This window comes from Chryseobacterium sp. Leaf180, from assembly GCF_001424585.1.
GTDB lineage: Bacteria > Bacteroidota > Bacteroidia > Flavobacteriales > Weeksellaceae > Chryseobacterium.
This window is the reverse complement of sequence record NZ_LMPJ01000008.1, coordinates 234,287-260,139: the sequence shown is the minus strand read 5'-3', so window position 1 is coordinate 260,139 and position 25,853 is coordinate 234,287. Positions and strand designations below refer to the sequence as shown.

14 protein-coding genes are annotated in these 25,853 nt (G+C 40.0%); 4 read left to right on the top strand and 10 right to left on the bottom strand.

Annotation, left to right across the window (positions count from 1 at the left end; translation table 11 throughout):
* Positions 1-37 precede the first annotated feature (37 nt).
* Positions 38-3,385 (bottom strand): methylmalonyl-CoA mutase family protein, encoded by a 3,348-nt coding sequence (locus ASG01_RS08905; protein WP_055862835.1) that lies wholly within the window; start codon positions 3,383-3,385, stop codon positions 38-40.
* 189 nt (positions 3,386-3,574) lie between these two features.
* On the opposite strand from ASG01_RS08905, the gene ASG01_RS08900 reads away from it, so the two are divergent.
* From ASG01_RS08900 to rpsB, 4 genes are all read left to right on the top strand, one after another.
* Positions 3,575-3,907 (top strand): hypothetical protein, encoded by a 333-nt coding sequence (locus ASG01_RS08900; RefSeq protein ID WP_055862832.1) that lies wholly within the window; start codon positions 3,575-3,577, stop codon positions 3,905-3,907.
* Positions 3,908-4,058: 151 nt separating this feature from the next.
* Entirely contained in the window at positions 4,059-4,514 is a 456-nt protein-coding gene (gene rplM / locus ASG01_RS08895) for a 50S ribosomal protein L13 (protein WP_055862830.1), read from the top strand.
* 6 nt (positions 4,515-4,520) lie between these two features.
* Entirely contained in the window at positions 4,521-4,907 is a 387-nt protein-coding gene (gene rpsI / locus ASG01_RS08890) for a 30S ribosomal protein S9 (RefSeq protein ID WP_055862828.1), read from the top strand.
* Positions 4,908-5,115: 208 nt separating this feature from the next.
* Positions 5,116-5,889: a 30S ribosomal protein S2 gene (gene rpsB / locus ASG01_RS08885; RefSeq protein ID WP_055862827.1), complete on the top strand. Its 774-nt coding sequence runs from the start codon at positions 5,116-5,118 to the stop codon at positions 5,887-5,889.
* A gap of 69 nt (positions 5,890-5,958) precedes the next feature.
* Here the strand turns inward: rpsB and ASG01_RS08880 are convergent, their stop codons facing one another.
* From ASG01_RS08880 to ASG01_RS08840, 9 genes are all read right to left on the bottom strand, one after another.
* A complete protein-coding gene (locus tag ASG01_RS08880; RefSeq protein WP_055862825.1) occupies positions 5,959-7,572 on the bottom strand; it encodes a T9SS type A sorting domain-containing protein in 1,614 nt (537 codons plus the stop codon).
* 3 nt (positions 7,573-7,575) lie between these two features.
* Positions 7,576-9,210, bottom strand: coding sequence for a DUF1800 family protein (locus ASG01_RS08875; protein WP_055862823.1), 1,635 nt, complete (start codon positions 9,208-9,210; stop codon positions 7,576-7,578).
* Positions 9,211-9,333: 123 nt separating this feature from the next.
* Positions 9,334-10,011 (bottom strand): tRNA (guanosine(46)-N7)-methyltransferase TrmB, encoded by a 678-nt coding sequence (gene trmB, locus ASG01_RS08870; protein WP_055862821.1) that lies wholly within the window; start codon positions 10,009-10,011, stop codon positions 9,334-9,336.
* A 20-nt stretch (positions 10,012-10,031) separates the two neighbouring features.
* Entirely contained in the window at positions 10,032-10,805 is a 774-nt protein-coding gene (locus tag ASG01_RS08865; RefSeq protein WP_055862819.1) for a DUF6759 domain-containing protein, read from the bottom strand.
* 162 nt (positions 10,806-10,967) lie between these two features.
* Positions 10,968-11,756 carry a hypothetical protein gene (locus tag ASG01_RS08860; protein WP_055862817.1) on the bottom strand — a complete coding sequence of 263 codons (789 nt, stop codon included), beginning with the start codon at positions 11,754-11,756 and terminating at the stop codon, positions 10,968-10,970.
* Positions 11,757-11,885: 129 nt separating this feature from the next.
* Positions 11,886-15,302, bottom strand: a complete 3,417-nt coding sequence (locus tag ASG01_RS08855; protein ID WP_055862816.1) for a T9SS type B sorting domain-containing protein — start codon at positions 15,300-15,302, stop codon at positions 11,886-11,888.
* A gap of 111 nt (positions 15,303-15,413) precedes the next feature.
* A complete protein-coding gene (locus ASG01_RS08850) occupies positions 15,414-18,245 on the bottom strand; it encodes a gliding motility-associated C-terminal domain-containing protein (RefSeq protein ID WP_055862814.1) in 2,832 nt (943 codons plus the stop codon).
* Between the two features lie 88 nt (positions 18,246-18,333).
* The gene (locus ASG01_RS08845; RefSeq protein WP_055862811.1) at positions 18,334-21,495 is read right to left on the bottom strand and encodes a gliding motility-associated C-terminal domain-containing protein; all 3,162 of its coding nucleotides are present in this window, start codon (positions 21,493-21,495) and stop codon (positions 18,334-18,336) included.
* 77 nt (positions 21,496-21,572) lie between these two features.
* On the bottom strand, positions 21,573-25,715 hold the full coding sequence (locus ASG01_RS08840) for a T9SS type B sorting domain-containing protein (protein ID WP_055862809.1): 4,143 nt from the start codon (positions 25,713-25,715) through the stop codon (positions 21,573-21,575).
* Positions 25,716-25,853 lie beyond the last annotated feature (138 nt).

The following is a 25,853-nucleotide window of genomic DNA, read 5'->3' as shown; positions in this document are numbered from 1 at the left end:
CATTTAGTAGTCAATAATTGTCTGCCCGACTACGGGCCTACATATTTCTTCTGTACTTGCCGCCCACTTCAAACAAAGCGTTGGTAATCTGTCCAAGCGAACAGTATTTCACAGCATCCATCATCACATTAAATAAATTCTGCTGATTGATCGCAGCATGTTGTAAAGTTTTCAGAGCGGCTTCTGATCTGTCTTCATTAGATTTTTGGAAATTATGAAGCGTTTCAATCTGCACCTGCTTTTCTTCCTCAGTCGAACGGATCACTTCTCCCGGACGAACCGTTGGTGAACCATCTTTTCCAAGGAAAGTATTGACCCCAATGATAGGATATTCTCCGGTGTGTTTCAGCCATTCGTAATGCATCGATTCTTCCTGAATTTTCGAACGTTGATACATCGTTTCCATTGCACCCAAAACGCCGCCTCTTTCTGTAATTCTGTCGAATTCTGCGTAAACAGCTTCTTCAACCAAATCTGTCAATTCTTCGATAATAAATGAACCTTGAAGCGGATTTTCGTTTTTCGCCAATCCTAATTCTTTATTGATAATCAACTGAATCGCCATCGCTCTTCTTACAGATTGCTCAGTCGGAGTTGTAATCGCTTCGTCATAAGCATTCGTGTGCAATGAATTACAGTTGTCATAGATTGCGTAAAGTGCTTGTAAAGTTGTTCTAATGTCATTAAAATCAATTTCCTGCGCGTGAAGTGAACGTCCCGACGTCTGAATGTGATATTTCAACATCTGGCTTCTTTCGTCTGCGCCGTATTTCAGTTTCATGGCTTTTGCCCAAATTCTTCTTGCTACACGTCCGATCACTGAATATTCAGGGTCGATTCCGTTGGAGAAGAAGAAAGATAGATTGGGCGCGAAATCATTGATGTCCATTCCTCTTGACAGATAATATTCCACATACGTGAAGCCATTTGCCAAAGTAAATGCCAACTGAGAAACCGGATTTGCGCCCGCTTCTGCAATATGATAACCTGAGATAGAAACCGAGTAGAAGTTTCTCACTTTTTCTGTGATAAAATATTCCTGAACGTCACCCATCAGTCTCAGAGCGAATTCAGTAGAGAAAATACAGGTATTCTGAGCCTGGTCTTCTTTTAAAATATCAGCCTGAACAGTTCCACGAACGGTTGCGATTGTTTTAGCTTTAATTTCAGCATAAGCTTCAGCAGGAATCACTTCATCTCCTGTTAAACCTAATAATTTTAAACCTAAACCATTGTTAGATGGTGGAAGTTCTCCGTTATATTTTGGTCTTTCTAAGCCTTTATCGTCGAATTTTGCTTTTAAAGCTTTTTCAACATTTGCTTCAAGCTTATGTTCAGCAATATATTTTTCAACATTCTGATCGATCGCAGCATTCATAAAGAAAGCCAGCAACATCGGCGCAGGTCCGTTGATGGTCATTGAAACGGAAGTCATTGCATTCACCAAATCAAATCCGGAATAGAGTTTTTTTGCATCATCCAAAGTGGCGATGGAAACTCCTGCATTTCCTATTTTACCGTAAATATCCGGTGGTAGAGCAGGATCTTGTCCGTACAGAGTCACAGAATCAAAAGCTGTTGACAGACGTTTTGCATCCATTTCCGCAGAAACGTAGTGGAATCTTCTGTTCGTCCTCTCCGGTCCGCCTTCTCCTGCAAACATTCTCGTCGGATCTTCTCCGGTTCTTTTGAAAGGATATATTCCCGCTGTATATGGGAATCCTCCAGGAAGATTTTCCTGGCCTTTCCATTTGATCAAATCTCCCCAATCGGTATATTTTGGTAAAGAAATTTTTGGAATTCTTAAATGTGATAAGGATTCTGTTGAGGTTTCTACTTTAATTTCTTTTCCACGAACGAAATAAGAATAAAACTCAGCTTTGAAAGCCTGTTTTGTATCATCCCAATTATTCAGGAAGTCGATATTTTCCTGTTGAAGATCTTTTTCAGCTTTTTGATATTCAGCATCCAAAGCTTCATTAGAAAGGAATTTTTTCACGCCTTCAATGTGATACATTTTTCTTGCTAATTCTGCCTGTTTTTCAACATTAGCGTCGTAAATTCTGTTATTTTCAACAATTTCGGATAAATAACGGACTCTTTTTGGAGGAATTATTGTGATGTCTTCAGAAACTTCCTGTTCAACAAAACCTTGCAAGTTTAAATCAGAATATTTGTCGTTAACTTTTTCAATTAATCTATTGTATAAATCAGTTGTTCCGTGGTCGTTAAATTGAGATGCTTTTGTCGCATAGACCGGCATATCATCCAACGGACTTTCCCACAACAAATGATTTCTCTGAAACTGTTTTCTTACCGCTTGAAGTGCATCAAGAGCACCACGTTTGTCGGATTTATTTAATGCAACTAAGTCTGCATAATCCAACATATCAATTTTTTCCAGCTGAGTAGAAGCTCCATATTCAGGCGTCATAACGTACATTGAAACATCCGCAAAGTCCGAAACTTCCGAACCGGACTGTCCAATACCCGAAGTTTCCAGAATGATAACATCTGGATGAGCTAATTTTAACACATTCAGTGCTGAATGAATGAATGGAGAAACAGAAACGTTGTTTTCTCTCGTCGCCATCGAACGCATATAAACTCTCGGATCGTTGATCGCATTCATACGGATTCTGTCTCCCAATAATGCACCTCCGGTTTTCTTTTTTGAAGGGTCAATGGAGATAATAGCAATCTTTTTATCTGGATTTGAACGGATGAAACGTCTTACCAATTCGTCTGTCAACGAAGATTTTCCGGCTCCACCAGTACCTGTAATACCGATGATTGGGATATTTAAATCTTTTGATTTTTCGTCAATGGCTTTTACCAATTCCGGTTTTTCTTCTGAGAAGTTTTCAACGGCTGAAATGATTTTTGCAATGCTGGTAGAGTTTTCAAAACTAATTGAATCTAAATCTTCAGCTTTAACGTCTTTTCCAGTTGGAAAATCTGATCTTTTCACCAAATCATCGATCATTCCCTGTAAACCAAGTTCACGGCCATCGTCCGGAGAATAAATTCTGTCGATTCCGTAAGACATAATATCTTCGATTTCTTCTGGCAGAATTACGCCGCCGCCGCCACCGAAAATTTTGATTTGCGGCGAGTTTTTTTCTCTTAAAAGGTCGTAGATGTATTTAAAATATTCGTTGTGACCACCTTGATATGAAGTTAATGCAATAGCGTTGGCATCTTCCTGAATAGCTGTGTTTACAACCTCTTCAGCAGATTTGTCGTGACCAAGGTGAATGACTTCGCATCCTGTTCCCTGAATCACACGACGCATAATATTGATGGCCGCATCGTGCCCGTCGAATAACGACGCTGCTGTTACAATTCTTACTTTGTTTGTTGGAGTATATTTTTGGGTTTCCATATTGAAATCTAGAAATTTTCTTAAAGTTCAAATATAATAATAATATAGGAACTGATTTCAGCCCCTACTGCTTCTGTTTTAATTTTCAGATGTACTGTAAGCGTTTTCGGATAATAAGTTTCATCGAAAAGGCAGTGAGGTTTTAAAGACGATTTTTAAATCTCTATTTTTGCAGCTTATTATTTCGAAATGAAAAAAGCAGTTTTATTTTTTTTGCTGGGAACGGCAATCAGTTTTGCGTTTAACTATTTTTTCTTAGACAGCGAAAATATCACGCTCGATTTGTTTTATGCTGTGGCGCTCGGTCTTTCCTGGGGCTTATCCTATTATTTAGATACTCCTGAATTTTCAATCGGGCAAAAACTTTTGATTTCTTTTTCGGCGATGGCTCTGCTTGTCATCGTGGGAACTTTAATTTTTAATCTTGAGTTGGCGATACCTGCGATCCTGAAATTCTCTACAGTTTTTGTTGCATATTATGTCGTGGCAAGCGTGAGATCAACAAAATCATTGAGAAAATAAAAAGCTGAAAATTCTAAGTCAAATTTCTGAATCTTAATTATTTGGATAATAAAAAGCGTCAATAGGAAGATAAGTTTTCACAATAGAAAATTTATATGTACCTTTGCACACCCTTACGGGGAAAATTATGTTTAATCTTTAACTAAAACGTGTGAATACATTAAGTTACAAAACTGTTTCAGCGAACAAAGCTACTGCAAATAAAGAATGGGTTGTGGTAGACGCTGAAGGACAGCCGTTAGGAAGACTAGCTTCTACGGTTGCAAAGATTTTGAGAGGTAAGCACAAAGCAAACTTTACACCCCATGTAGATTGTGGTGATAATGTAATTGTTTTGAATGCTGGGAAAATTACACTTTCCGGAAACAAGTGGGCAGACAAGACTTATATCTGGCATACAGGTTATCCTGGTGGTCAGAAGTCTATGACAGCTACTGAGCTTTTGGCGAAAGACCCTATGAAAGTATTGGAGAAATCTGTAAAAGGTATGCTTCCAAAAACAAGATTGGGATCTGCATTGTTCAAAAACCTTTATCTATATGAAGGAACTGAGCATAAGCACGAAGCGCAGCAGCCGAAAACAATTAATGTTAACGAATTTAAATAATTAATTATGTCTATAGTTCACAAAATCGGAAGAAGAAAAACTGCTGTAGCAAGAGTTTATGTGAAGCCGGGTACTGGAAACATTACCGTAAACCGTAAAGATGCTAAGGTATATTTTTCTACAGATGTAATGGTTTACAAAGTAAATCAGCCATTTATCCTTACTGAGACTGTTGGTCAGTACGACGTTACCGTGAATGTTTTCGGTGGTGGAAATACAGGTCAGGCAGAAGCGGTGAGATTGGGTATCTCCAGAGCGCTTTGCGAGATCAATGCAGAGTACAGATTATTGCTGAAGCCGGAAGGTTTGCTTACAAGAGATGCAAGAATGGTAGAAAGAAAGAAACCAGGTCAGAAAAAAGCAAGAAAGAGATTCCAGTTCTCAAAACGTTAAAAAAGCGTATGGCTATTGGCTTATGGCGGATAGCTTTAGAAAAATTTTTAAAAAATTATTTTTTAACCCAAGCTGGGAAGCCAGTTGCCAAAAGCAATCAGCCAAACAGCAACTTTGCCCGTTACGTTTAGCATCCAAACACTTCTCCCATCTAAAGAAGTTGTTGATTGTTTAAAAGACGGAAAGTAAACTAACAAAAACAGAAAACATGGCAAAAGCAAATGTAAAAGACCTCCTAGAGGCTGGCGTACACTTCGGTCACATGACCAGAAAGTGGAATCCAAATATGGCTCCGTACATTTTTATGGAGAAAAACGGTATTCACATTGTAGACTTACATAAAACAGCTGTTAAATTGGATGAAGCTTGTGTAGCTTTGGAGAAATTAACTTCTGCAGGTAAAAAAGTTCTTTTCGTAGCAACTAAAAAGCAGGCGAAAGAAGTGGTTGCTAAGCATGCTGCTGAACTTAATATGCCTTATATCACAGAAAGATGGCCGGGAGGTATGTTGACGAATTTCGTTACGATCAGAAAGGCTGTAAAGAAGATGAACTCTATCGACAAAATGAAGAAAGACGGTACGTTCGAAACTTTATCTAAAAAAGAAAGATTACAGGTAGACAGACAGAGAGCTAATCTTGAGAAAAACTTAGGTTCTATCTCAGATATGGTGCGTCTTCCTTCTGCAATCTTCGTTGTAGATATCATGAGAGAACACATCGCTGTAACGGAAGCTAAGAAATTAGGTATTCCTGTTTTCGGTATTGTTGATACAAACTCTGACCCAAGAAAAGTAGACTTCGTAATCCCAGGAAACGATGATGCTTCAAAATCTATCGATATGATCTTAAACGTAGTTTCAGATTCTATCAAAGAAGGTCAGACTCAGAGAAAAGCTGATAAAGAAAAATCTAAAGAAGAAGGTGAAGTGGTTTCTGCTGATAAAGACGCAGATTTCGAAACTGATGCAGCTGCAGAATAATTAAGATTTTTTTATCTTTCATAAAAAACTCCGCTCATGGTTTTGAGCGGAGTTTTATTTTTAATGAAATTATTTTGAAATAATGAGTTTCTTCGTGATTTCGTTTTCATCGGTTTCTACATGAAGCATATAAGTTCCGGGTGAGAAAGAAGAAACATTAATTTCCAGACGGTCATTTGCCGAATGATCAGATCGCTGCAAAATCATTCGTCCGCTCATATCAAAAATCTGAAAAGCCACATTTCCGCGCGGACGTTTTGCAAATTCAACGTAAACGAAGTTGCTCGCAGGATTTGGATAAATTTTAAAGCCGCTGTCAGCAATACTATTTTCTGTTCCCAAAGTTGCGCAAACTGCAGTTGCTTTTTGCCCAGATTTGATGACATCAACCTTCTGTCCGCCCGTTACGTAATAGTCAAGTTCGGAAGTAATCATCAGACTCGTACTTGCGCCCAGCCAATCCTGTAAAAGCGATGCGAAGATTTGGCGGTAATCGTATTTTCTCTGGTTTTGATTATATAAAAAATTAGTGTTATTCGTAAAAACCGGATGATCACCCAAAATTCCGGAAGCTGCAGCGTTTCCGATGACAAAGAAAGGTGCAAGATCGCCATGATCTGTTCCTACACTTGCATTTTCGCGCACCTGGCGTCCAAATTCGCTGAATGTTACGGTCATTATTTTATTCGCAATTCCAAGCTGCTGAATATCGTCCTGAAAAGCGGCGATACTGTTCGAAATATCTGCCAAAAGATTCGCATGCGCGCCCAAATGGGTACTTCCTGCCTGAACCTGATTCACGTGTGTGTCAAAACCCGTTAGATTGACCTGGAAAATTTTCGTTTTGCTGCCGCCTTTAATCATTTTAGCGACTGTTTTAAGCTGCTTTCCAAGGCTGGAATTTGGATAGGTAACGGTCGAATTATTTCCTGAGTTGAAAACCTGCATCACACGGTTGTAATAAGAATCCATGCTCACAGCAACGCCTTTAATGTAAGTCAAAAGATCATTATATTCAGAATTCGGAACATTAACCTTGGTGAAAAGCGAGCTCTGAAATCCGGTAATATTGTATTCAATATTTTTCTCGGTCGTATGTTCATAGAAAAGACAGGGATTTAAATTTCCCATCTGAATCGCCAAAGGATCCGGACTCAAAGTTGTCGGATTTCCAGCTAATCCCGGATATAAAGCTGCCAGATATCTTCCGAAAATTCCGTCAAGCAGATCTGCGCTCGTTCCGCCATCTTTTCCTGAAAACATGAGGTTTTCTGATCTGAAATGCGAATAATTCGGGTTCGGATAACCAACTCCGTTCATTAAAAGAAGTTTGTCGTTGTCATATAAACTTTTAAAGCCGGTCATCGCAGGATTTAATCCTACCAATTTCCCTGAAGAAACCGTTGTATCAAGCGGAATATAACTTCCCGTTCCGCTGCTGGCGATTTTTATATTCGGTCTTAAAGCTGCGTACGTGCTGTACTGGCTCACCGGAATTACGGTATTGAGACCGTCATTGGCTCCGGCAAGTCTTAAGATAACCAATGCGCGGTCGTTCACCACATCGCAGTTTAGCTGAAAGTCCAAAAACTGATTCATGAATCGCGAAGGCATTCCATTCAGATAAAACGGTGAACCGACGCCAGCCAGAGAGAGGAGTTTTATAAATTCTTTTCTGTTCATGATCTACATTATTTGAAATTCGGGAGATTTAATCACGGCTTTTACAAGGCGGTCGAGCGCGATTTTTACGCTTGTAGCGTTATTGGTATTCAGATATGCGTTCCACTCATTATTCCAGTTAGTGACGCTGAGGTTATTCAGGAAAGCGGTTTTAAGTTCATCATACCGGCTTCCGGTTGGTACAAAAGCAAACATCATTTCCAGAAATTCGTTGAGTAGAGTGTCTGCATTTCCCGGCGCAGAAAAATATCCGCTGTCGCGAACAAATGCAGGAGTATTCAGTTTAAATAAGAATCCGTTATACGTCAACCCATTGATCAGATAATCGATTGTATTGTTATAGCGAATTCTCAGTGACGACGTCGTGATCCAGTTTTTATCATAATTCGGACTGCTGCTGTAACCGCTGTAGCCGTTCACCGACTGCGGCCGGAAAATCGGCAGTCCCATATTCGTAGAATACGTGTTCACTACATTCATCAGACTGTGAATCGCAGACGGATTTGTTGCGTAAGGAGGCATTTGAAGTTGAAGAATTGAAAACATGTGAAGATACAAATCGATTGGACTTCTTGCCAAACTGCCGTAAGTCTGATCACCACTGATCGCATCTTCTTCATCATAAAAATGTTTGCTTTTCAGAAGTGTTCCCAGTACAGGAAGAATATTGTAATTGTCGGCTTTTAAAGCTGTTGCCATCGGAACAATAATTCCATTTTCAATGTCTGTTGTAATCTCGCGTCCGACAAAGTAGCGGTATATTCTCCGGCAATAGGCTTTGGCCGTTTCTTCCTGATTAAAAACCATATTCACGAAATTCTGAAGCTCACTTTTAATCGCTGCTTCGGTATTCCCGCCAGCGATGGTTTGTCCTGAAAACGCTGAAGAAAAAGTCTTGCTTCCTGTGTCGTGCTTGTTGATTTTTATTTCGCCCGTCGGAAGATTCGTCAAAGGATCTAGTGATGTCAGTCTCGCCGTTTTATCAAGCTGAATCGTGTTTGTGAGCGTAAGACCTGTCAAAACTTTTGCCGCCTGCTGTACATCAACTTCGGTGTAATTGGTGTAATTGCCGGTTGCAATCTGCGGACCTTTTAAAATGGTAAATAATTCCAGAAATTCCCGTGCGTAATTTTGATTCGGACTTGTATTCTGGTTCAGATTATTATTGAGAAAAGTCAGCATCCGTGGATTCATCGTCATCCGTACCGCAAGATCCTTCAGGCTTCCATTGGTGTGAAATCTTAGAAGTTCTTTATAATCATAATTTGTCCAAAATGAAGCATTGTCATCAGCCACAAACATCAGATGAAGAAAAAATGCGATGCGATGTTGCGCAGAATTATCTTTCAATGCGCTGTAAAGCCACCAGAAAAGATCATTCCGTACTGAATTGACTGTATTTTGAGAATCTGTAACCGTAGGATTTGCGGCTGTCGGAACGATCGTTTCTCCCAAATTGTTGAGCGGCGAAGGCGGCGAAGGTGCAGTAAAAGTGAAAAGGGCCGTGATCGCATCCTGCGGTGTCTTGACAGAATATTCAAGAATTCTGGCTTTGGTAATATTGTAGGTTGTGCGTCGCAGAAGATGATACGCATTGTCGAAACCTAAAATATTGGTTTTCGGAGAAAGACTGGGCATGGTTTTGAATATTTTGAATCAAATGTAAATATAAATAGAAGATCATTTAGAGATCTTCCATTTTATTTATCAATGTGTTAATGCAAAAACGCCATTGTCTCACTATAATGTGTAAAAACGGATTTATGATATTTTAAACTTGATATACGTAATCGTCTTTCCTTTTTTCGAAAACAATTCTTCGTAATAGGTCCGGATGTCACGCAAATGAGGCGTTCCTGGATCATATTCGGGTGCGCCATAGATATCGTGATGAGCGCTTACAATTTCATAACCGGCACCCTGAAGATATCCCAAAGTGTAGCCGTGCAAAAACTCTGAGTCTGTTTTAAGATGAATTATTCCGCCGGGCTTTAAGAACTTTTTATAACGTTCCAGAAAATCTGGATGTGTTAATCTGTGCTTCGTTCTCCGGTATTTAATCTGAGGATCTGGGAAAGTAATCCAGATTTCATCCACTTCATTTTCACCAAAAAAATGGTCGATAAGCTCAATCTGTGATCGCAAAAATGCAACATTATTCATGTCGTTTTCGACCGCTTCTTTAGCACCGAACCAAAATCTCGCGCCTTTTATATCAACACCAATAAAGTTTTTGTCCGTAAAAGTTTTGGCCAATCCAACTGAGTATTCGCCTTTGCCACAGCCCAACTCAAGAACAATAGGCAGATCATTTTTAAAAAAATCTTTATGCCAGTTTCCTTTGAGCGGAAAACCGTTGATCGCTTCCTCACGCGTGGGCTGCAATACGTTTGGTAAAGTTTTATTTTCGGCAAATCTTGCCAGTTTATTTTTGCCCATTAAATCCTCACCAAATTTTATTATTTTGAACTTCCTAAAGCAACCATCAAAGGCTTCTGAATCGATTTCTGAGATGCAAACTGTGCTCCGCAAACCAAACTTGTCATCAGGTAATCGCCTTTGGCAACTACGATCGAGTTGTCGCCGTGCGCCGGAACCGGAAGTCTGTATTTCGTATTTCCGATACCTTCAATTCTTACAATAATATTACAGTCAGACTTGTTTTCGATCATAATGATACATTCTTTCGAGTTTGGATCATTATCAAAAAGGGAGTTCAGAATTTTCACTGTTTTATTTTTGTGCTCAGACGGATTTTCAGACATCAATGAGTTAAATTCAGACGCTTCAGTATCGGGAATCGGCGTTACATTTGTAGCGGTCGGCGTTACGGCATATACGTTTTGCGGCGAACTTGGTTTGTAGACAATCGCTGCCTGGCCCACCTGAAGTTGTTTTTGATATTTGGCAATCTGCTTTTTCTTGATGTTCTCGTTCATCTCTTCAAAAGTGATTTTTGTAGAAGAACGCCTTTTAAGAAGCGCAAGCCAATCCTGCATCTGTCGCACTTTCGGGTCGCCTGGTTTTGCATACTGAATATATTCGCGCATCATATCCATCACCTTTGGCTTCATGATCGAACGCCTCGGATCATCAGGATGAGCGTCACGCAGGAAAGCGTTGATTTCGTAAATATTTTTACTTTTTAAAATATCGGCATAATCCTTGTTTTTCTTCTGAGCGCTTATCACCGTACACAACACGGTCGCCAGAAGAAGAAATAATTTTTTCATATCAACTTGTTTGATTAGACTTTTTTTAGATATTTCCTTACAAAGAGTAACGGAAATTTTTGTTTTTATTTGCGTTTTTGTTTTATGGCGCAAAAGTAATGATAAAAATAAATATCTGAAAGTGAGTTGCAAATAAAAATTAACTCTACTATTTAAGATCTCTTATTTCAGCACATCCTGAAGATTCGAATTGCGCAGTCTGCGCTGATATACCGGAAGATATTTCTCGATAGGAATTTTCACTGCATCAAGATTTCCGCCCTGCACATAGCTTTCAATATTCTCTGATGAATACACAAACTGAAGGAAATTGTCAATCAGGTTTTCAGGAATTTTTAATCTTGTAAAATAATCTTTACCCAAATAATTTTTCACTTGGGTTACCGAGTTATTCATTCGCTCGTAAGCTAAGAATCGCTGTTTCTTTTTCCGTTCGCCGCTCAGAACATCAAATATACTCTCAATGCTGAACGTTAAACCGCCATCACGGAAACCTGCCAGCGGAAGATCCGGTGATTTGCCGTCTCCTTTGGGTTCCGGAAGTCCGATAATCTTTTTTAAAGCGTAAACTTTATCTTCTTTCCGTAACGAATTCAAATCATAGCGGAGATTTCCAGTCGGCCGGAATCGGCTGATAACAACTTCCTGAATATCGTGATAGGCAATTTTCAGTTCAACCACATTTTTAGTGGAAAACATCTCGGGAGTTATTTTTACATCCCGCCTTTCTGTAACGATCGAGGTAAATCTGATGACATCGCCAGGACTGGCATCTATGGAAAAATCGCCGTTGTAATTGGTAAGAACTGTACGTAATGTGTTTACGTTGGTTACATAAACCGCGTTTAGGTAAAGCACAGAATTATCACGCAAAAAAACTTCTCCGGAGATTTTCTGTGCATTCAGCTGCGACAGAAAAAGTGATAAAATCAGCGTGTATAAGTACTTCATATTGATACCGCAAAAGTACGCAAGAATCGTGTCAGTATTAGATTTCGGCTGAATTTATAGGGTTAAAATTTTATTAAACTTTAATCTGATTTTGTTAATGAATGTTATTTAAACAAAAAAAAACATTGTTTACCGATCCCAAAGACTGTTGTTTCGGTGCTTCACCAAAAGCCAGCTGCTGTATTTTACTGTTATTGTATTTCTTTCCGTCCAGCTGATAAAATACCAGTAGGTCGCGGTAGAAACCGGACGGCCTTTCATATTTCCGTCCCAAGTAAATTTATTGGTTGGCGTCCCGCGGAAAACCTCAGCGCCGTATCGGTCAAAAATTCTGAATTCAAGATTACTCTTTGTCATCAGCGCAGAATAATCAATCACGTCATTGGTTCCGTCGCCATTTGGTGTAATCGTATTGATGAGGTTGATAATTACAAAAGGCTCTTTCACCACATCGCATTTCAAAGAATCACGAACGTAAGCAGTATAAGTTCCTCGCGAAACATCATTGAAGACATTTGAAGTCTGCCAGTTGATACCGTCGATCGAATATTCATAAGGTGGCGTTCCTCCGGTCGCAGTAATTGTTACGGTATTTCCGTTGATGTCAATCTGCGTGATGACCGGTAAAACAGATTCAGAAACATTTACAAACTGGCGGTACGTACATCCGTTCACCGTAAGATCTACCCAGTAATTTCCTGCGCCAACATTGATAATCGATGGAGTAGTAGCGCCGGTGCTCCAGACGTATGTGTCGAATCCTGGGCCTGCATCTAATGTTGTTTTTGTTTTTGGACAGATTTTCTTATCGAATAGAATATCAGATTTTTTTGGAATTTTAACGGTGATCGTCAGCGTTCCGATTGCTGAACAAAATCCAGGCTTTTTGAATCTAATAAAAACCGTTTGCGTTCCTGTAAAATTAACCGGACTGCTTAAAGGATTTACCTCATTCTGCGCATTTGACAGCGTGCCGTAAACTGCATAAGTTACCTGAGAATCTGTCGTAAACTGCGAAATAAACTGCCCGATGTTCACGTCTTTTATTCCGTCAAAATCATCATCGCAAAAAGTCGTGGTCACCGCGTTGGTCAGCAACTGAATTTTTGTTCCGACTGTAAGATTTATCGGCTGAATAACTGGCGCGCAGCCATCGGGTGATTCTACGCGAATATAGATCGTTGTACTGACTGTATAAGTATAGTTGTTTGGAAGCGTATTGTTGTTTCCGAGATTGGCATTGGCGAGATCTGCGTAATACCGCACGTTGGTAAAGTAAGCTGGATTGTTTAGAATTGACTGCGTAAGCGTCGTAAGATTTAAGGTGTAAATACCGTCAAAGTTTTCATCGCATACATTTCCGATGTTTGCTGCATTTACAACCGCTAAAGGAAAAAGATTCAAAGTAATATGCGCAATATTTTTACAGCCGGTTGCATTTTTTACAACCGCGTAAACGACGGTTCCGTTTGGTGCGGTATAGCTTGTAAAATTATTAATCTGACCTGCCGCGTCTTCATTCTGCGCTGCCAGTAAACTTGTGTAATACGCAAAAGTTATCGGAGAACTGCTTGTGACAACTGCATTAGAAAGATTAAAAGTTCCGGTGCCATTGATATTACATACGGTGAGTGTCGCGTTATTTACAGTTACAGGCTGAATGTTGAGCGTTACCGTCACCGTTTCACAATCTGGGAACGTGGCATTATTTCCACAGAAGGTATACGTAAAAGTATCTGTTCCGGCAACATTAGGATTTGTCACGGTGTACGTAATGACGCCGGTTGCTGTATTAATGACTGCAGTTCCCAAAGTCGGTGGCGTTGTGATCGCGACAGTTGAAGGCACTGGCGTTTGCGTGCTTGTCGTAAATGTCGGAGTAAATATTTTTGATGTACAGATGTTGAAAACCTCAGCAGTTAATTTCGTGCAGTTTAAAACTTTAAACGGAACTGTGATGAGCGGCGCACAACTTCCCTGAGTTACTGCACACGTAAAAAATCCGGATTGAGTCGGTGTATACGAACTAGATGTCGCTCCCGGAATTAAATTTCCGTTGACGTACCACTGGTAACTTTCATAAATAATTGGATCTACGGTCAGCACAATTCCGGGAACGCAGTCGCCTGTTTTTAAAATAACAGGTTGCGTGGGAAATCCGGCAAAAAAACCACCATAACCCACGGCGTCACTTCCCGCAGTAATTCCTGCGGTGATTGCTTTATTTGACAAAATCGTAATCGTACCAACCGTATTTGGAATTCCGTACGTGACCCAACTTGTCGTTCCTGTCATGTCAAAAGGTCCGGTCGTTGCTGGCGGAGTGACACCATTTACCGTTACGACGGCGCCACGTTCTGTGATGAGATTTAGTTTGGTTGGAATATTTAAAATACCGTTCGGATTGGCATTTGAGTGTACAAAATTTTCATTGATTAAACCGAGCTCGTTAATCTGTTTCGGTAAATAGCAGTTGAGCGCCGGTATAAAATTAAATCCACCGGTCGCCACCTGAGATCCGGAAACAGAATCGCCGGCAAGCAGCTGATATACGTAAGCTTTTTTTGTTGTTCTTAAATAAAGATTATAATGTCCAGTAGTCCCCTGAAGTTGATATTTCGTGTCCGGAATTACAACGTATTCGCCAACATTTAAAACCGCGTAAGGCGTCAGTTCATTATTAACATAAACCTGTGTGTTGATTTCTGTGGAAACAATCAGAGCGCCTTCCATATTGCTTCCAATCGTTCCGTTTCCTTTGACGAGCGCAAACTCGGTTCCGAGCTGTTCAACCGGAATCGACTGATCCATCAGAATATCCGAACTCGTAGGAATATTTCCGGCATATTGCCCGTTAAAATTACCGTTGGTAACGTTAATAGGTTTATTCGACTGAATTTTAGCACCAATAAAACCGTCAGCGTTTCCGGTAAGGTCGCCAATGCCGTCGATGATGTAAGATTGTCCTTTATTTAAAGTAAATGAAAATGTAGTTGTCGTCGTTCCGTTGGTTCCGTTCGAAAACTGAACGGTCGGTTTATAGCCCGAAACAGTCACCGTTGTATTGTCTTCCGTCGCTAAAACGCTGGTCATAAAATTTAAAATTCCGTTTACGACAGTAATCGGCGCACTCGCTGCATGAAAAGTAAGTCCGGTGGAAGCGATGCCTTTTGAAGTAATAATTTCAGCATGATTCAGAACTGAAAATCTAAGATTGGCGTAAAAAGGAAACTCTGCCTTCAGATATAAACCTTTCGTAGTGGGTGTGAAAAGATCGGTTTGGCTGGTTGTTATGATGAAATCTCTGAGAATGTCAAATTTTTGCGGATTGTTCTTACTGATTGTTACCGTGCCGATCACCACATTATTATTGTAAATCGTCACTGGAAAAGGCGTAGTACGGTTGGTCGAAAGATAGAGTTTCTGGTAAGGATTCGGGTTGTTTACCCGATCAATCATAGGCGCAAACCAATGCTCTCTATCCAATTGAGCAAAAGAAATAGAGAATACATAAAAAACAAGAAAAAAGGATAGAATTTTCTTCATCTGACCTCGATTTTCCAACAAATTTAATAATAATAATTGAGGTTTTGTTTAAAACTCAATAAAAAACCACGACCGTGCAGCCGTGGTATTGCAAATTATTTTAAATAATAATTATTCTCGGTTTTTCACCAGAATCCAACCGGAGAATTTCACTTCAGAAGCTTTTTTGGTGTTTTCTGTCCAGCTCACGCTGTACCAGTAATTTCCGGTATTTACTTTTTTGCCACCGTTGATGGTTCCGTTCCACTTATACCCGTTTTCTTTAGTTCCCTGATATATCTGAACGCCGTAACGGTCGTAAATCTGAACCGAAAGATTTTTCTTTTTGGCCAAAGCAGAGTAGTCTAAAATATCATTAACGCCGTCGCCGTTTGGCGTGATTACGTTTATCAGATTTGGTATAGTTACAGTTACCATGATCGGTTCGCAGTCATAAGAATCTTTTACATAAATGGTAACTTCTCCGCGCGGAAGATCCGGAAAAACATTTGATGCCTGCCATTTTGAGTTATCAAGCGAATACTGATATGGCGCTGTGCCACCAACAACAGTCACCGTAGCCGTATTTGTACTAATATCAATATTGGCAATCACAGGTTGTTCTGAAGGGTAAACGGTTACTTTCTGTCTGGTGATACAGTCGCCGGTTTTGAGGTCAACATAATAATTACCGACCATCACATTAGTGATAACCTGCGTTGTTGCACCGGTGCTCCACAGATAAGAATTAAATCCCGGTCCGGCATCAAGCGACGTCGTGTCTTCGATACAGATGATTTTATCTTTTAAAACGTCGGATTTTGTCGGCGGAATGACCACTAAAGTTATTTCTGCAACTCTGTAACAGCCGTTAGCATTTGAAACCCTTACATAGACAACGCCATTTGGCGCGATGTAATTGGTGGGATTTAAAATCTCGTTGGTTTGATTGTTTGCATCTGTAGGCGAAGGATAATATTTTTTAGTAGTTCCTGTGACAAGAGTTACCGAAGCGTTTGTCAGATTAAATAATCCTGTTGAAATATTGGCTTCCAAATAGCAAGTTCTTAAAGTTGCATTATTTACTGCCGGACTTTCGGAAACGGTAAGCGTAAGTGTAATCTGTTCGCAGTCGACAAATTCAGGATCATTTCCGCAGAATTTATATTTGATAGTATCAGTTCCTACAAAACCAAAATTTGGTGTGTATCCGATAACGCCAGTTGTCGGGTTTACGATTGCTGTGCCGTTTGCAGGCGGCGTAACGATCTGTACCGTTCCCGGCACCACAGTCTGCGTAGATGAAGTGAATTGCGGAGCAATATTAATGTAACCTTCACAGAGAATTCTTGTTGCAGTAGTTTGCTGTAAACACGTGAAAACTTTGTAAACCGGAGTTATCGCTGGCGGACAAGAACCGACGGTAATTCTTACCGTATAATTTCCTGATTGTGTCGGCGTATAAGAATACGTTGTTGCTCCCACGATAGGATTTCCGTTTCTAAACCACTGGTAGGTGTCGTAGCCATCATCCACTTCCAAAACAAGCCCCGGAATACAGTCGCCGGTTTGCTTGGCAATTAGAGGAATTGACGAGAATCCTGCAAAATATCCGCCGTAGCCTGACGTGCTGTATCCACCGTTAATTCCTGCAGTTACTGCTTTATTGGAAAGTACTGTAACATTTCCTGATAAACCTTCGATGCCGTAAGTTACCCAATTTGTATTTCCTGTTACCGTAAAAGGTCCTTGCGCAGCAGTAGGAGCAACACCATTTACTGTTACGACGGCACCAGCTTCCGTTAAAATATTTAATTTGACGATGGTTCCACTCGGCGTGGCACTCGCGCCTCCGGCACCGGTAGGCATTTCATTAATTTTTGCAATTTCATCAATTTTTCTTGGTAAGAAACAGTTGAGAGGCGGAATGTAATTAAAACCACACGTTGCATTACTGTTTGTGATTGCCACAAACTGATATAAGTATACGTTTTTACTGGTAGAAATAAACATATTCGCATGATTCGGACCTTGCGTAATGTAGCTCGCTCCCGAAATTCTGTACCATTGCCCTTGATTTAAAGTTGCAGCTGGTGCCGCATTACCGTTAAGGAAAACCTGCGTGTTATCTTCGGTTGCGATGATAATCCCACCTTCAAGATCTGCTGCAGTAGAGCGTGTGCGCACCATGGCAAAAGTATTTCCAAGACGGTTAACAGGCACCGACTGATCGAGAACGGCATCTGATCCGCTTGAAGATCCTGTTCCGAAATTTCCGTTTACATTGCCATTGGTAAGCGTAATGGGTTTGTCAGAAACGATTTTGGCACCTATAAATTTATCCATATTCGCAGCATTGGTTCCCAAACCTGCAAAAATGAAAGACTGACCTTTATTTAAAACAAATGTATGCGTGTTAGTCGTTGGAGTGGCTCCTACAAAAGTAATAGGTGCCGTAGCGCTCCATGTTGCAGTAACGGTGGTATTGTTTTCTGTTGCCAAAACGCCAGCCGAAAAATTATTTCCGCTGGTGCTGAATGGAGACGGCGTTGCCGCTACAAAAAACTCGGTTCCGATACCGGCTTTTCCTTTACTGGTAACAATCTCGGCGTGCGTCGTACTGCTCACCATTCTCATCGTACAGTAGAAAGGTTTCGGAGCGTTCAGGTAAAGACCTTTATTAATAACAGCGAACGCCTCGGCTGTATTTGCTGTAGAAATGAAACCCGGCTGTACAGTAAATATCTGCGGACTTCCTTTACTGATTGAAACAGTTCCCAGCGAAACATTGTTACTAAAAATAGTTACCGTAAATGGCGTGAGAGAATCTGTTGAAAGATACAGCGCCTGCGTGTACGATGTTGACGCGAAATAAGGAGCAATCCAGTGCTCGGTATCCCGCTGTGCTTTTGTCAGGTTTAAACCTGAAAGCAGTAAAATGAAAATAAGTAGAATTTTCTTCATATATAATCTGTTTATGTTTTTCTAAATAAAATGAATTAAGGTAAAAAAACCACAGCTTTTAGACTGTGGCTTTTTTCTTAAATTAATGTTATTCTCTGTTTTTTACCAGAATCCAGCCCGTGTATTTTACCGGAGTTTTCTGTGCATTCGGCTCATTCCAGGAGATATGATACCAATAGGTTCCTGTGAGAATTTTCTTGTCGAAATGCTTACCGTCCCATCTGAAGTTATTAAACTTATCGCCCATGAAAATTTTGTTTCCATATCTGTCATAGATCGTAAACGTGAGATTTTCTTTGTAAGCCAATTCACGGTAATCGATGTAATCATTTTTATTGTCACCGTTTGGCGTAATGGCATTGATGAGATTCGGAACCGTGATTTCTGTAGAAACAGGAGCACAGTTGTAAGAATCTTTTACAAAGAATGTATGCTGACCTCTTGTTAAATTGGTAAATACATTTGAAGTTTGCCAGTTATTCAGTCCATCAATCGAATATTGATATGGTGCTGTGCCGCCTGTTGCAATTACAGTTGCGGTATTATTTGAAATTTCAACAGAAGTGATAACAGGATCCTGAATTTTTTTCACTTTCACAAACTGTTTTACAGAACATCCGTTGTCCTTTAAAAGAACCCAATATTCTCCGACAGGCACACCTTGAATAGACTGCGTCGTAGCACCGGTACTCCATGTATAAGATTGGTAACCTGGCCCTGCATCCAATGTTGTACGGTCATCGATACATATAAATTTGTCAACAAGCTGTGCCGATCTTTTTGGCGGAATTACTTTTAAAGTAATTTTTGCGATGCTGTAGCAGCCCTGTGCACTGTAAACTCTTACGTAGACAGTTGCATCCGTAGAGAAATAGTTCGCAGCAAGATTGGCTAAAATTTCGTTGGTACCGTTGTTCGCATCTGTAAATGTTGGATAAAACCTTTTCGTAATTGGGGACTGTGAAGTAACAACCGCTGTATTCAGATCAAATTTTGCCTGCGTTTCATTTATTTCAAGGAAACACTGGCTGATTGTCGCATCATTTACAATTGGTGAAGGATAGAATTTCAAAGTGATCTTAGCAGTTGCCTCACAACCTTCCGATGTTGTTACTTTCACATAGATAAAACCCTCTCCCGAAAAATATACGGTTGGATTGGTAATTTCATTTGTGCCTGCGTTCAAATCTGCGAGTGTAGGATAATATTTTCTTACAAAAGGCACTGTGGTATCAGTAACATTGGCGCTGGTAAGATCAAAATATGCTTTACCATCATACTGGCACGCGAAAATTGTACGGTCTGTCACGATAAAAGGCACAACCTGTAGTGTAAGTGTCACTTTTTCACAGTCTATAAATTCTGTTGCATTACCGCAGAACTGATAAACCATGGTAACGGTGCCGAGAAAGCCAGCCTGTGGCGTATAGGTTATGACTCCGGTAGTAGGGTTTACCACAGCTGTACCTGATGATGGCGGCGTCAAAATCTGAACTGTGCCAGGCACAATGGTTTGAGTGGAGCTGGTGAATGCAGGAGTAATTGTTTTTATTCCGCAGATAACTAATGTTGTATTGGTTTCCTGCAAGCATTTAAATACTTTAAAAACAGGCGTTGTTACTCCCGGGCAGGTGCCAACTGTCACATTTACGGTATAATTCCCGGCAACTGTAGGTGTGTATGTATTGGATGTGGCGCCCGGTATTGCAACTCCATTTAAATACCATTGATAAGTATCAAAATTATCCGGAACTTCTAAAATTATCCCAGGAATACATACGCCAGTAACTTTTGAAATTAAAGGAACTGATGAGAATCCGGCAAAATAACCGCCGTATCCCGCAGTGCTGTATCCGCCATTTACACCAGCGGTCACCGCTTTTGTTGAGGTAATCGTCAGGTTGCCCTGAACACCGCTTATAGCATAAGTTACCCATTGAGAGTTACCTGAAAGTGGATATGGTCCTTCAGCTGCCGTCGGCGCAACATTATTTACAAGAACCGTTGCTCCGGCCTCGGTAATTATATTCAGTTTTAAAAGGAATGTGCTTGTAGGCTGGCCTGAAACTGGAGGATTATTAGGATTTGGAGGTGCAGGAACGCTGATTGGCATTTCATTCACTTTACCAATCTGCTCAATCTTCTTGGGAAGAAAACAGTTCAAAGGTGGAATGTAATTGTAACCACCGTTGTTTCTGGCATTTGAATTACCGGAAACAAATTGGTAGAGATACACATTTTTGCTTGCTCTTACGAAAATATTGTAGTGTGTAGATGTACCTTGCTGCACATAATCAGCATCAAGAATTCTGTAAAATTCTCCTTCATTAATTGTCGCTACCGGACTTCCTCCGTTATTCAGAAAAATCTCTGTATTGTTTTCGGTTGCCACAATCATTCCACCTTCCATGTTGTAACCAGTATTGAGGGCACCTAAAGTTCTGATCATCGCAAACTCTTTACCTAAACGGTCTGCAGGTACAGACTGATCCAGAATTAAATCTGAGCCGTCAACACCGCCGGAAGTGGCATAAAATCCGTTGGAATTTCCGTTTGTCAGCGTAATGGGTTTTGTGGAAACGATCTTCGCTCCGATAAATCCTGTTGAATTTCCACTTGATGTTGAGGTTCCGGCAAGTATATATGATTGTCCTTTGTTTAAGGTAAAAGTTATCGTATTCGTAGTAGCAGGCTGATTGATGAAAACTACCCCTGCATTAAACCCTGTAACCGTTACACTTGTATTATCTTCAGTAGCCAATACTGCTGCAGTAAAATTGTAACCTCCCGTGGTAGTTGTGGTTGGTGCAGGAGCTGCATAAAAAGTAGTTCCCAATCCTGCTTTACCTTTGGATGTCAGAATTTCACCATGAGAACCGTTGTAGATGCGTAGCGTAAGAAAATATTCTTTTGGACCGGATGTATAAATGCCTTTATTAATTGCTGTATATGCTTGGTTGTTGTTGCTCATCTCAACAGGATCTACATCGGGATCAGTAGTTGTATTCTGCGGTAGAAAAAACACTTGAGGGTTGTTTAAAGCAATAGTTACTGCTCCTATCTGTATATTGTTGCTGTAAATTTTTACCTCAAATGGTGTTGTTGAGTCCGTTGAAAAATACAGTGCTTTATTGTAGACGGTTGAAGAGCTGTCAAAAAAAGGCGCAATCCAGTGTTCACGGTCTCTTTGCGCAAACATTGATGTTGCAGTCAGCAGGAGCATGACAAAACTGAGTAGAAATTTTTTCATAATATGAGAATTACGGTTTCTACAAAAATAAAATAAAAATTCAATAACTGTTAATAAATCATAACAATAAAACAATTTTATTCTCTATTCTTTATTAAAAGCCACCCAGAATAGGAAACAGGCAATTTCGTGTCAGGCTCAATCCACTTGATTAGGTACCAATAGGTCCCCGTAGAAAGGTTTCTTCCTCCCAGTTTTCCGTCCCAAACGTAATTTTTTTCTGATGACTTATAAATCATCGCGCCATAGCGGTCGACAATTTCTATTGAAACATTATTTTTAATATTTAAATCGGTGTAATCAAGTTTGTCATTGTAGCCGTCGCCATTTGGCGTAATGGCATTGAGTAGATTGATCATCAGGAAATCTTTTTTTACCGGTGCGCAGCCATCCGCACTGATTACATATACAGTTTTTGGTCCGCGGATAAGTCCGGTAAATATATTTGAGGTCTGATAATCGATTCCGTTTAATGAATACTGATAAGGCGGCGTACCTCCTGAAACATTTATAGTAGCATTAGACCCTGAAATCTGTATGCTGCTAATTACAGGAGTCGGCGAAACAGTTACCGTAACATTTTGTCTGTAAACGCAACCGTTAAATGTCAAATCCACGTAATAATTTCCAGGTTCTGCAGTGATGCTTGGCGTTGTTGCGCCAGTATTCCACAGGTAGGCTGAAAATCCTGAGCCGGCATCTAAAATTGCTTTTTGTCCATCACAAACCCGCTGGTCTTTCAATACATCAGATTTTTTTCCGCGTTTTAATGTAACGGTAATTTTTCCGGTATTCGGACAAGAAGTCGGACTTTCAAAACGGATGAAAAATGTTCCGGTATTATTGATGACCTGGTTTGCGGCGACAGCACCGGTTGCATTTTGGGCATTTGCAAGTGTGGTGTAAAAAGTCAAAGTGACTGAAGTATCTAGTGTAAACTGGTTTTTATAATTATTAAGATTTACCGCTTCACTTCCATTTAAATCAAGATCGCAGACGTCGGTATTTAATTCAGATATTAGTAGCGGGATTTTTGTTCCCACGGTAAAGTTGATTTGCCCAAATGCAGGTGGACAGCCGTTTGCGCTTTCTACGCGTACAAAAACGGTAGTATTTGTAGTATACGTCCAGTTACTTGGAAGATTATTCGTTCCTCCCGCGGCTGCGGCTGCGGCGGTAAGATAATATTTTACTGTAAAATTTGCAGAATTAGTAACAATCTGAGATGTTACATTATTAAAATTCACATTAATAATTCCGTCAAAATTATCATCACAAATCGCTCCGTTAAAATTTGTTGTATTGATATTTGGAAGAGGATTAACGACTAAAGTAATCTGCGCCGTCTTTGTACATCCAAAAGCTGAAGTCACCTGAGCGTAAACATTTCCTCCCGATGAAGAATAGGTGTTTGGTGCAGAAATCGGTAACGTGAGTGCCGCATCCGAGAAATAAGCGACTGTTGCTCCTGCCGTAGTTGTTACAATAACACTTGTTAGATTAAAAGTTGCTGATCCGTTCGCATTGGAGCAGCTTGTCAGTGTAGCGTTCGAGGATGAAAGCTGATCTAAATTTAATGTCAGTTTTGCTACAGAAGGACAGCCGTTTGCACTTTGAAATCTCACATAGAAAATTTGCGAAGGTGTGATTGTCTGTGTCGCATTGATTGCTCCAACTGCGTTCTGAGCATTTGCCAATGTAGTGTAAAATGTGAGCGTAACTGACGGATCTGCCGTGAAATTATTTTTGTAGATATTTAAATTTACAGATTCTGTTCCATCCCAATTGGTATCACATACGAGCGTATTGTAATCTAATGTAAGCAACGGAATTTTCGGCCCCACAGTAAAATTGATCTGCCCTAAAGCTGGAGGACATCCATTTGTACTTTCAACACGAACATAAACGGTGGTATTAGCAGTATAAGACCAGTTCTGTGGCAAAGGTGTTGCAGTTCCTGACGCGGCATCAGCGGCCGTAAGATAATACTTAACAATAAAGTTTACAGAATTGGTAACAATCTGAGGAGTGACGGTACTGAAATCTACATTAATAGTCCCATCTAAATTATCATCGCATATATTTCCATTAAAATTTGCAGTATTAATATTCGGTGCCGGATTTACGGTGAGAGCAATCTGAGCGGTTTTCGAACAACCGTACTGTGAAGTTACTTTGGCATAAACTATCGCGGTACCAGAAGAAAAATTTGTCGGCACTGTGATCTGATTGGTTAGACCAGCATCAGTAAAATAAGTTACCGTCGCACCTGACTCTGTGGTTACTGAAGCGTTTGGAAGATTAAATATACCGTTGCCATTCGCATTAGCACAAACGGTAAGAGTTGCATTAGTAACGATAATCACATCGATATTAATCGTTACACGGAAATATTCATAGTCAAAAGGATTTCCGTTGCCTTGGATGTAATAAACAAAAGTGTCTGTTGTATCGGCCGTCAAAGTCGCATTTGGAGTGTACGTAATTTGTCCTGTAGATGGGTTTATAACCGCTGTTCCGAACTGTGGTGGAACAATGATACTGGTATTGGAATTTACGATTGTTTGGGTAGAATTCGTAAACGCTGGAGTAACGACTTTTGTGTTGCAAAGTCCGAGATTATACGTTGTATTAACGATTGGCGGACAAGATGTGTAGGTGTAAGGATCGGTAAGTTTAGATTCGCAGTTATTTTTTGTAATCAGACACGTGTAAACTCCAGGCCCATACAATTCAGGGTTTATAGAAAAAGAAGTCGCTCCGGGAATCGCCACACTATTCAAAAACCATTGGTAAGAATCGTACGAATTATCAACCTGAAGAAGCAGTCCAAAATAACAGTCGCCCGTTTTGGTAATTACTGGTACTGAAGAAAATCCGGAGAAATATCCGCCAAAACCAACAGCACCACTTCCCGCAGCAATACCTGCCGTAACAGATTTTGTAGAATTTACCGTAATATTTCCTGTAACGTTTTGCACACTGTAACTTACCCAGTTCGGATTTCCGGTAACAGGATACGGACCTGATGTATTGGGAAGAGGATTGTTGTTAACCGTAACAGCGGCGCCACTTTGGGTTATAATATTTAGTTTGGTATCATAAATTCCTGTTCCTATTGTATTAATAAATCCAATTTCATCAATCTTATTAGGCATAAAACAGCTAAGCGGCGGTATAAAATTCATTCCTCCAGTAGCATATTCATTACCTACAGAAGTTCCTGCAAGAAATTGGTAAACGTATACTTTTTTATTAGTAGCAATACTTAGATTGTAATGATCAATACCATGAAGGATATAATCTGAGCTCGGCACCAGATAGTACTGTCCTGTATTTAAAGTAATTCCCGCATTTACACCATTGATAGAAAATGTCGTATTATCTTCTGTGGCCAAAATCATGGCAGTTTCCATCTCAGAAAACACCGTTCCGTTGCCTTTCACCACCACAAAATCTTTTCCTAATCTCTCCAGCGGCACCGACTGATCCAAAAGAATATCATTATTTTGAAAGTTTTGATTGGTATAGATTCCGTTGAAATTACCGTTTGTAACTGAAATAGCCTTATTAGCCTCAATTTTAGTTCCTATAAGTCCACTTGTATTCGCAGGATTTGTACTGCTTACAGCGTCTATGATATAAGATTGTCCTTTATTCAGCGTTACTGTAAAATTTGCAGGTGAAGTATTATTTGAGAAAATAACTCCGGGATTATAATTTGAAATGACTACAGATGTATTGTCTTCTGTAGCAATTACGCCGATAGTTGAGTTGATTGCTGCTCCTGTTCCCGTTAATGGTGCCATTGCAGCGTAGAAATTTTTTCCAAGTCCGGCGGCGCCTTTCGAGGTGATAATTTCAGCATGAGAAGTCATGGAAACACGGTAATTGGCAAAAAACTTTTTCAAGCCTTTTACATACAGTCCCATAGAATTTGGTGTAAAAAGGTTGGTCTGTCCCACCGCAAGCATCATATTTGATGGCACTGCAACTTGCTGCGGATTTCCCTTGCTCAGCTGTACCGTTGCAAAAACGATGTTATTATTAAAAACCTGTACCGCAAAAGGTGTTGTCTCGTTTGTAGAAAGATACAGAAAGCTCTGCGTCGCACCGGTATTGGTCTTTGCAGCAACAGGTGCAAACCAATGTTCCGTATCAAGCTGAGCCTTTAGACTTAAAGTCGAAAGAAAAAGTATAAAAAATAAGAGTTTCTTCATTTGTGCGAAATAAGATTTCAAATTTAAATTAATTTTCAATAAAAATTCACAACATTTTCAATATATAGAGCTTTCCTTTAAATATTTCATAATTTTAATATGTGATGTATAACAAAAAAATCCCGACAGAAGAATATG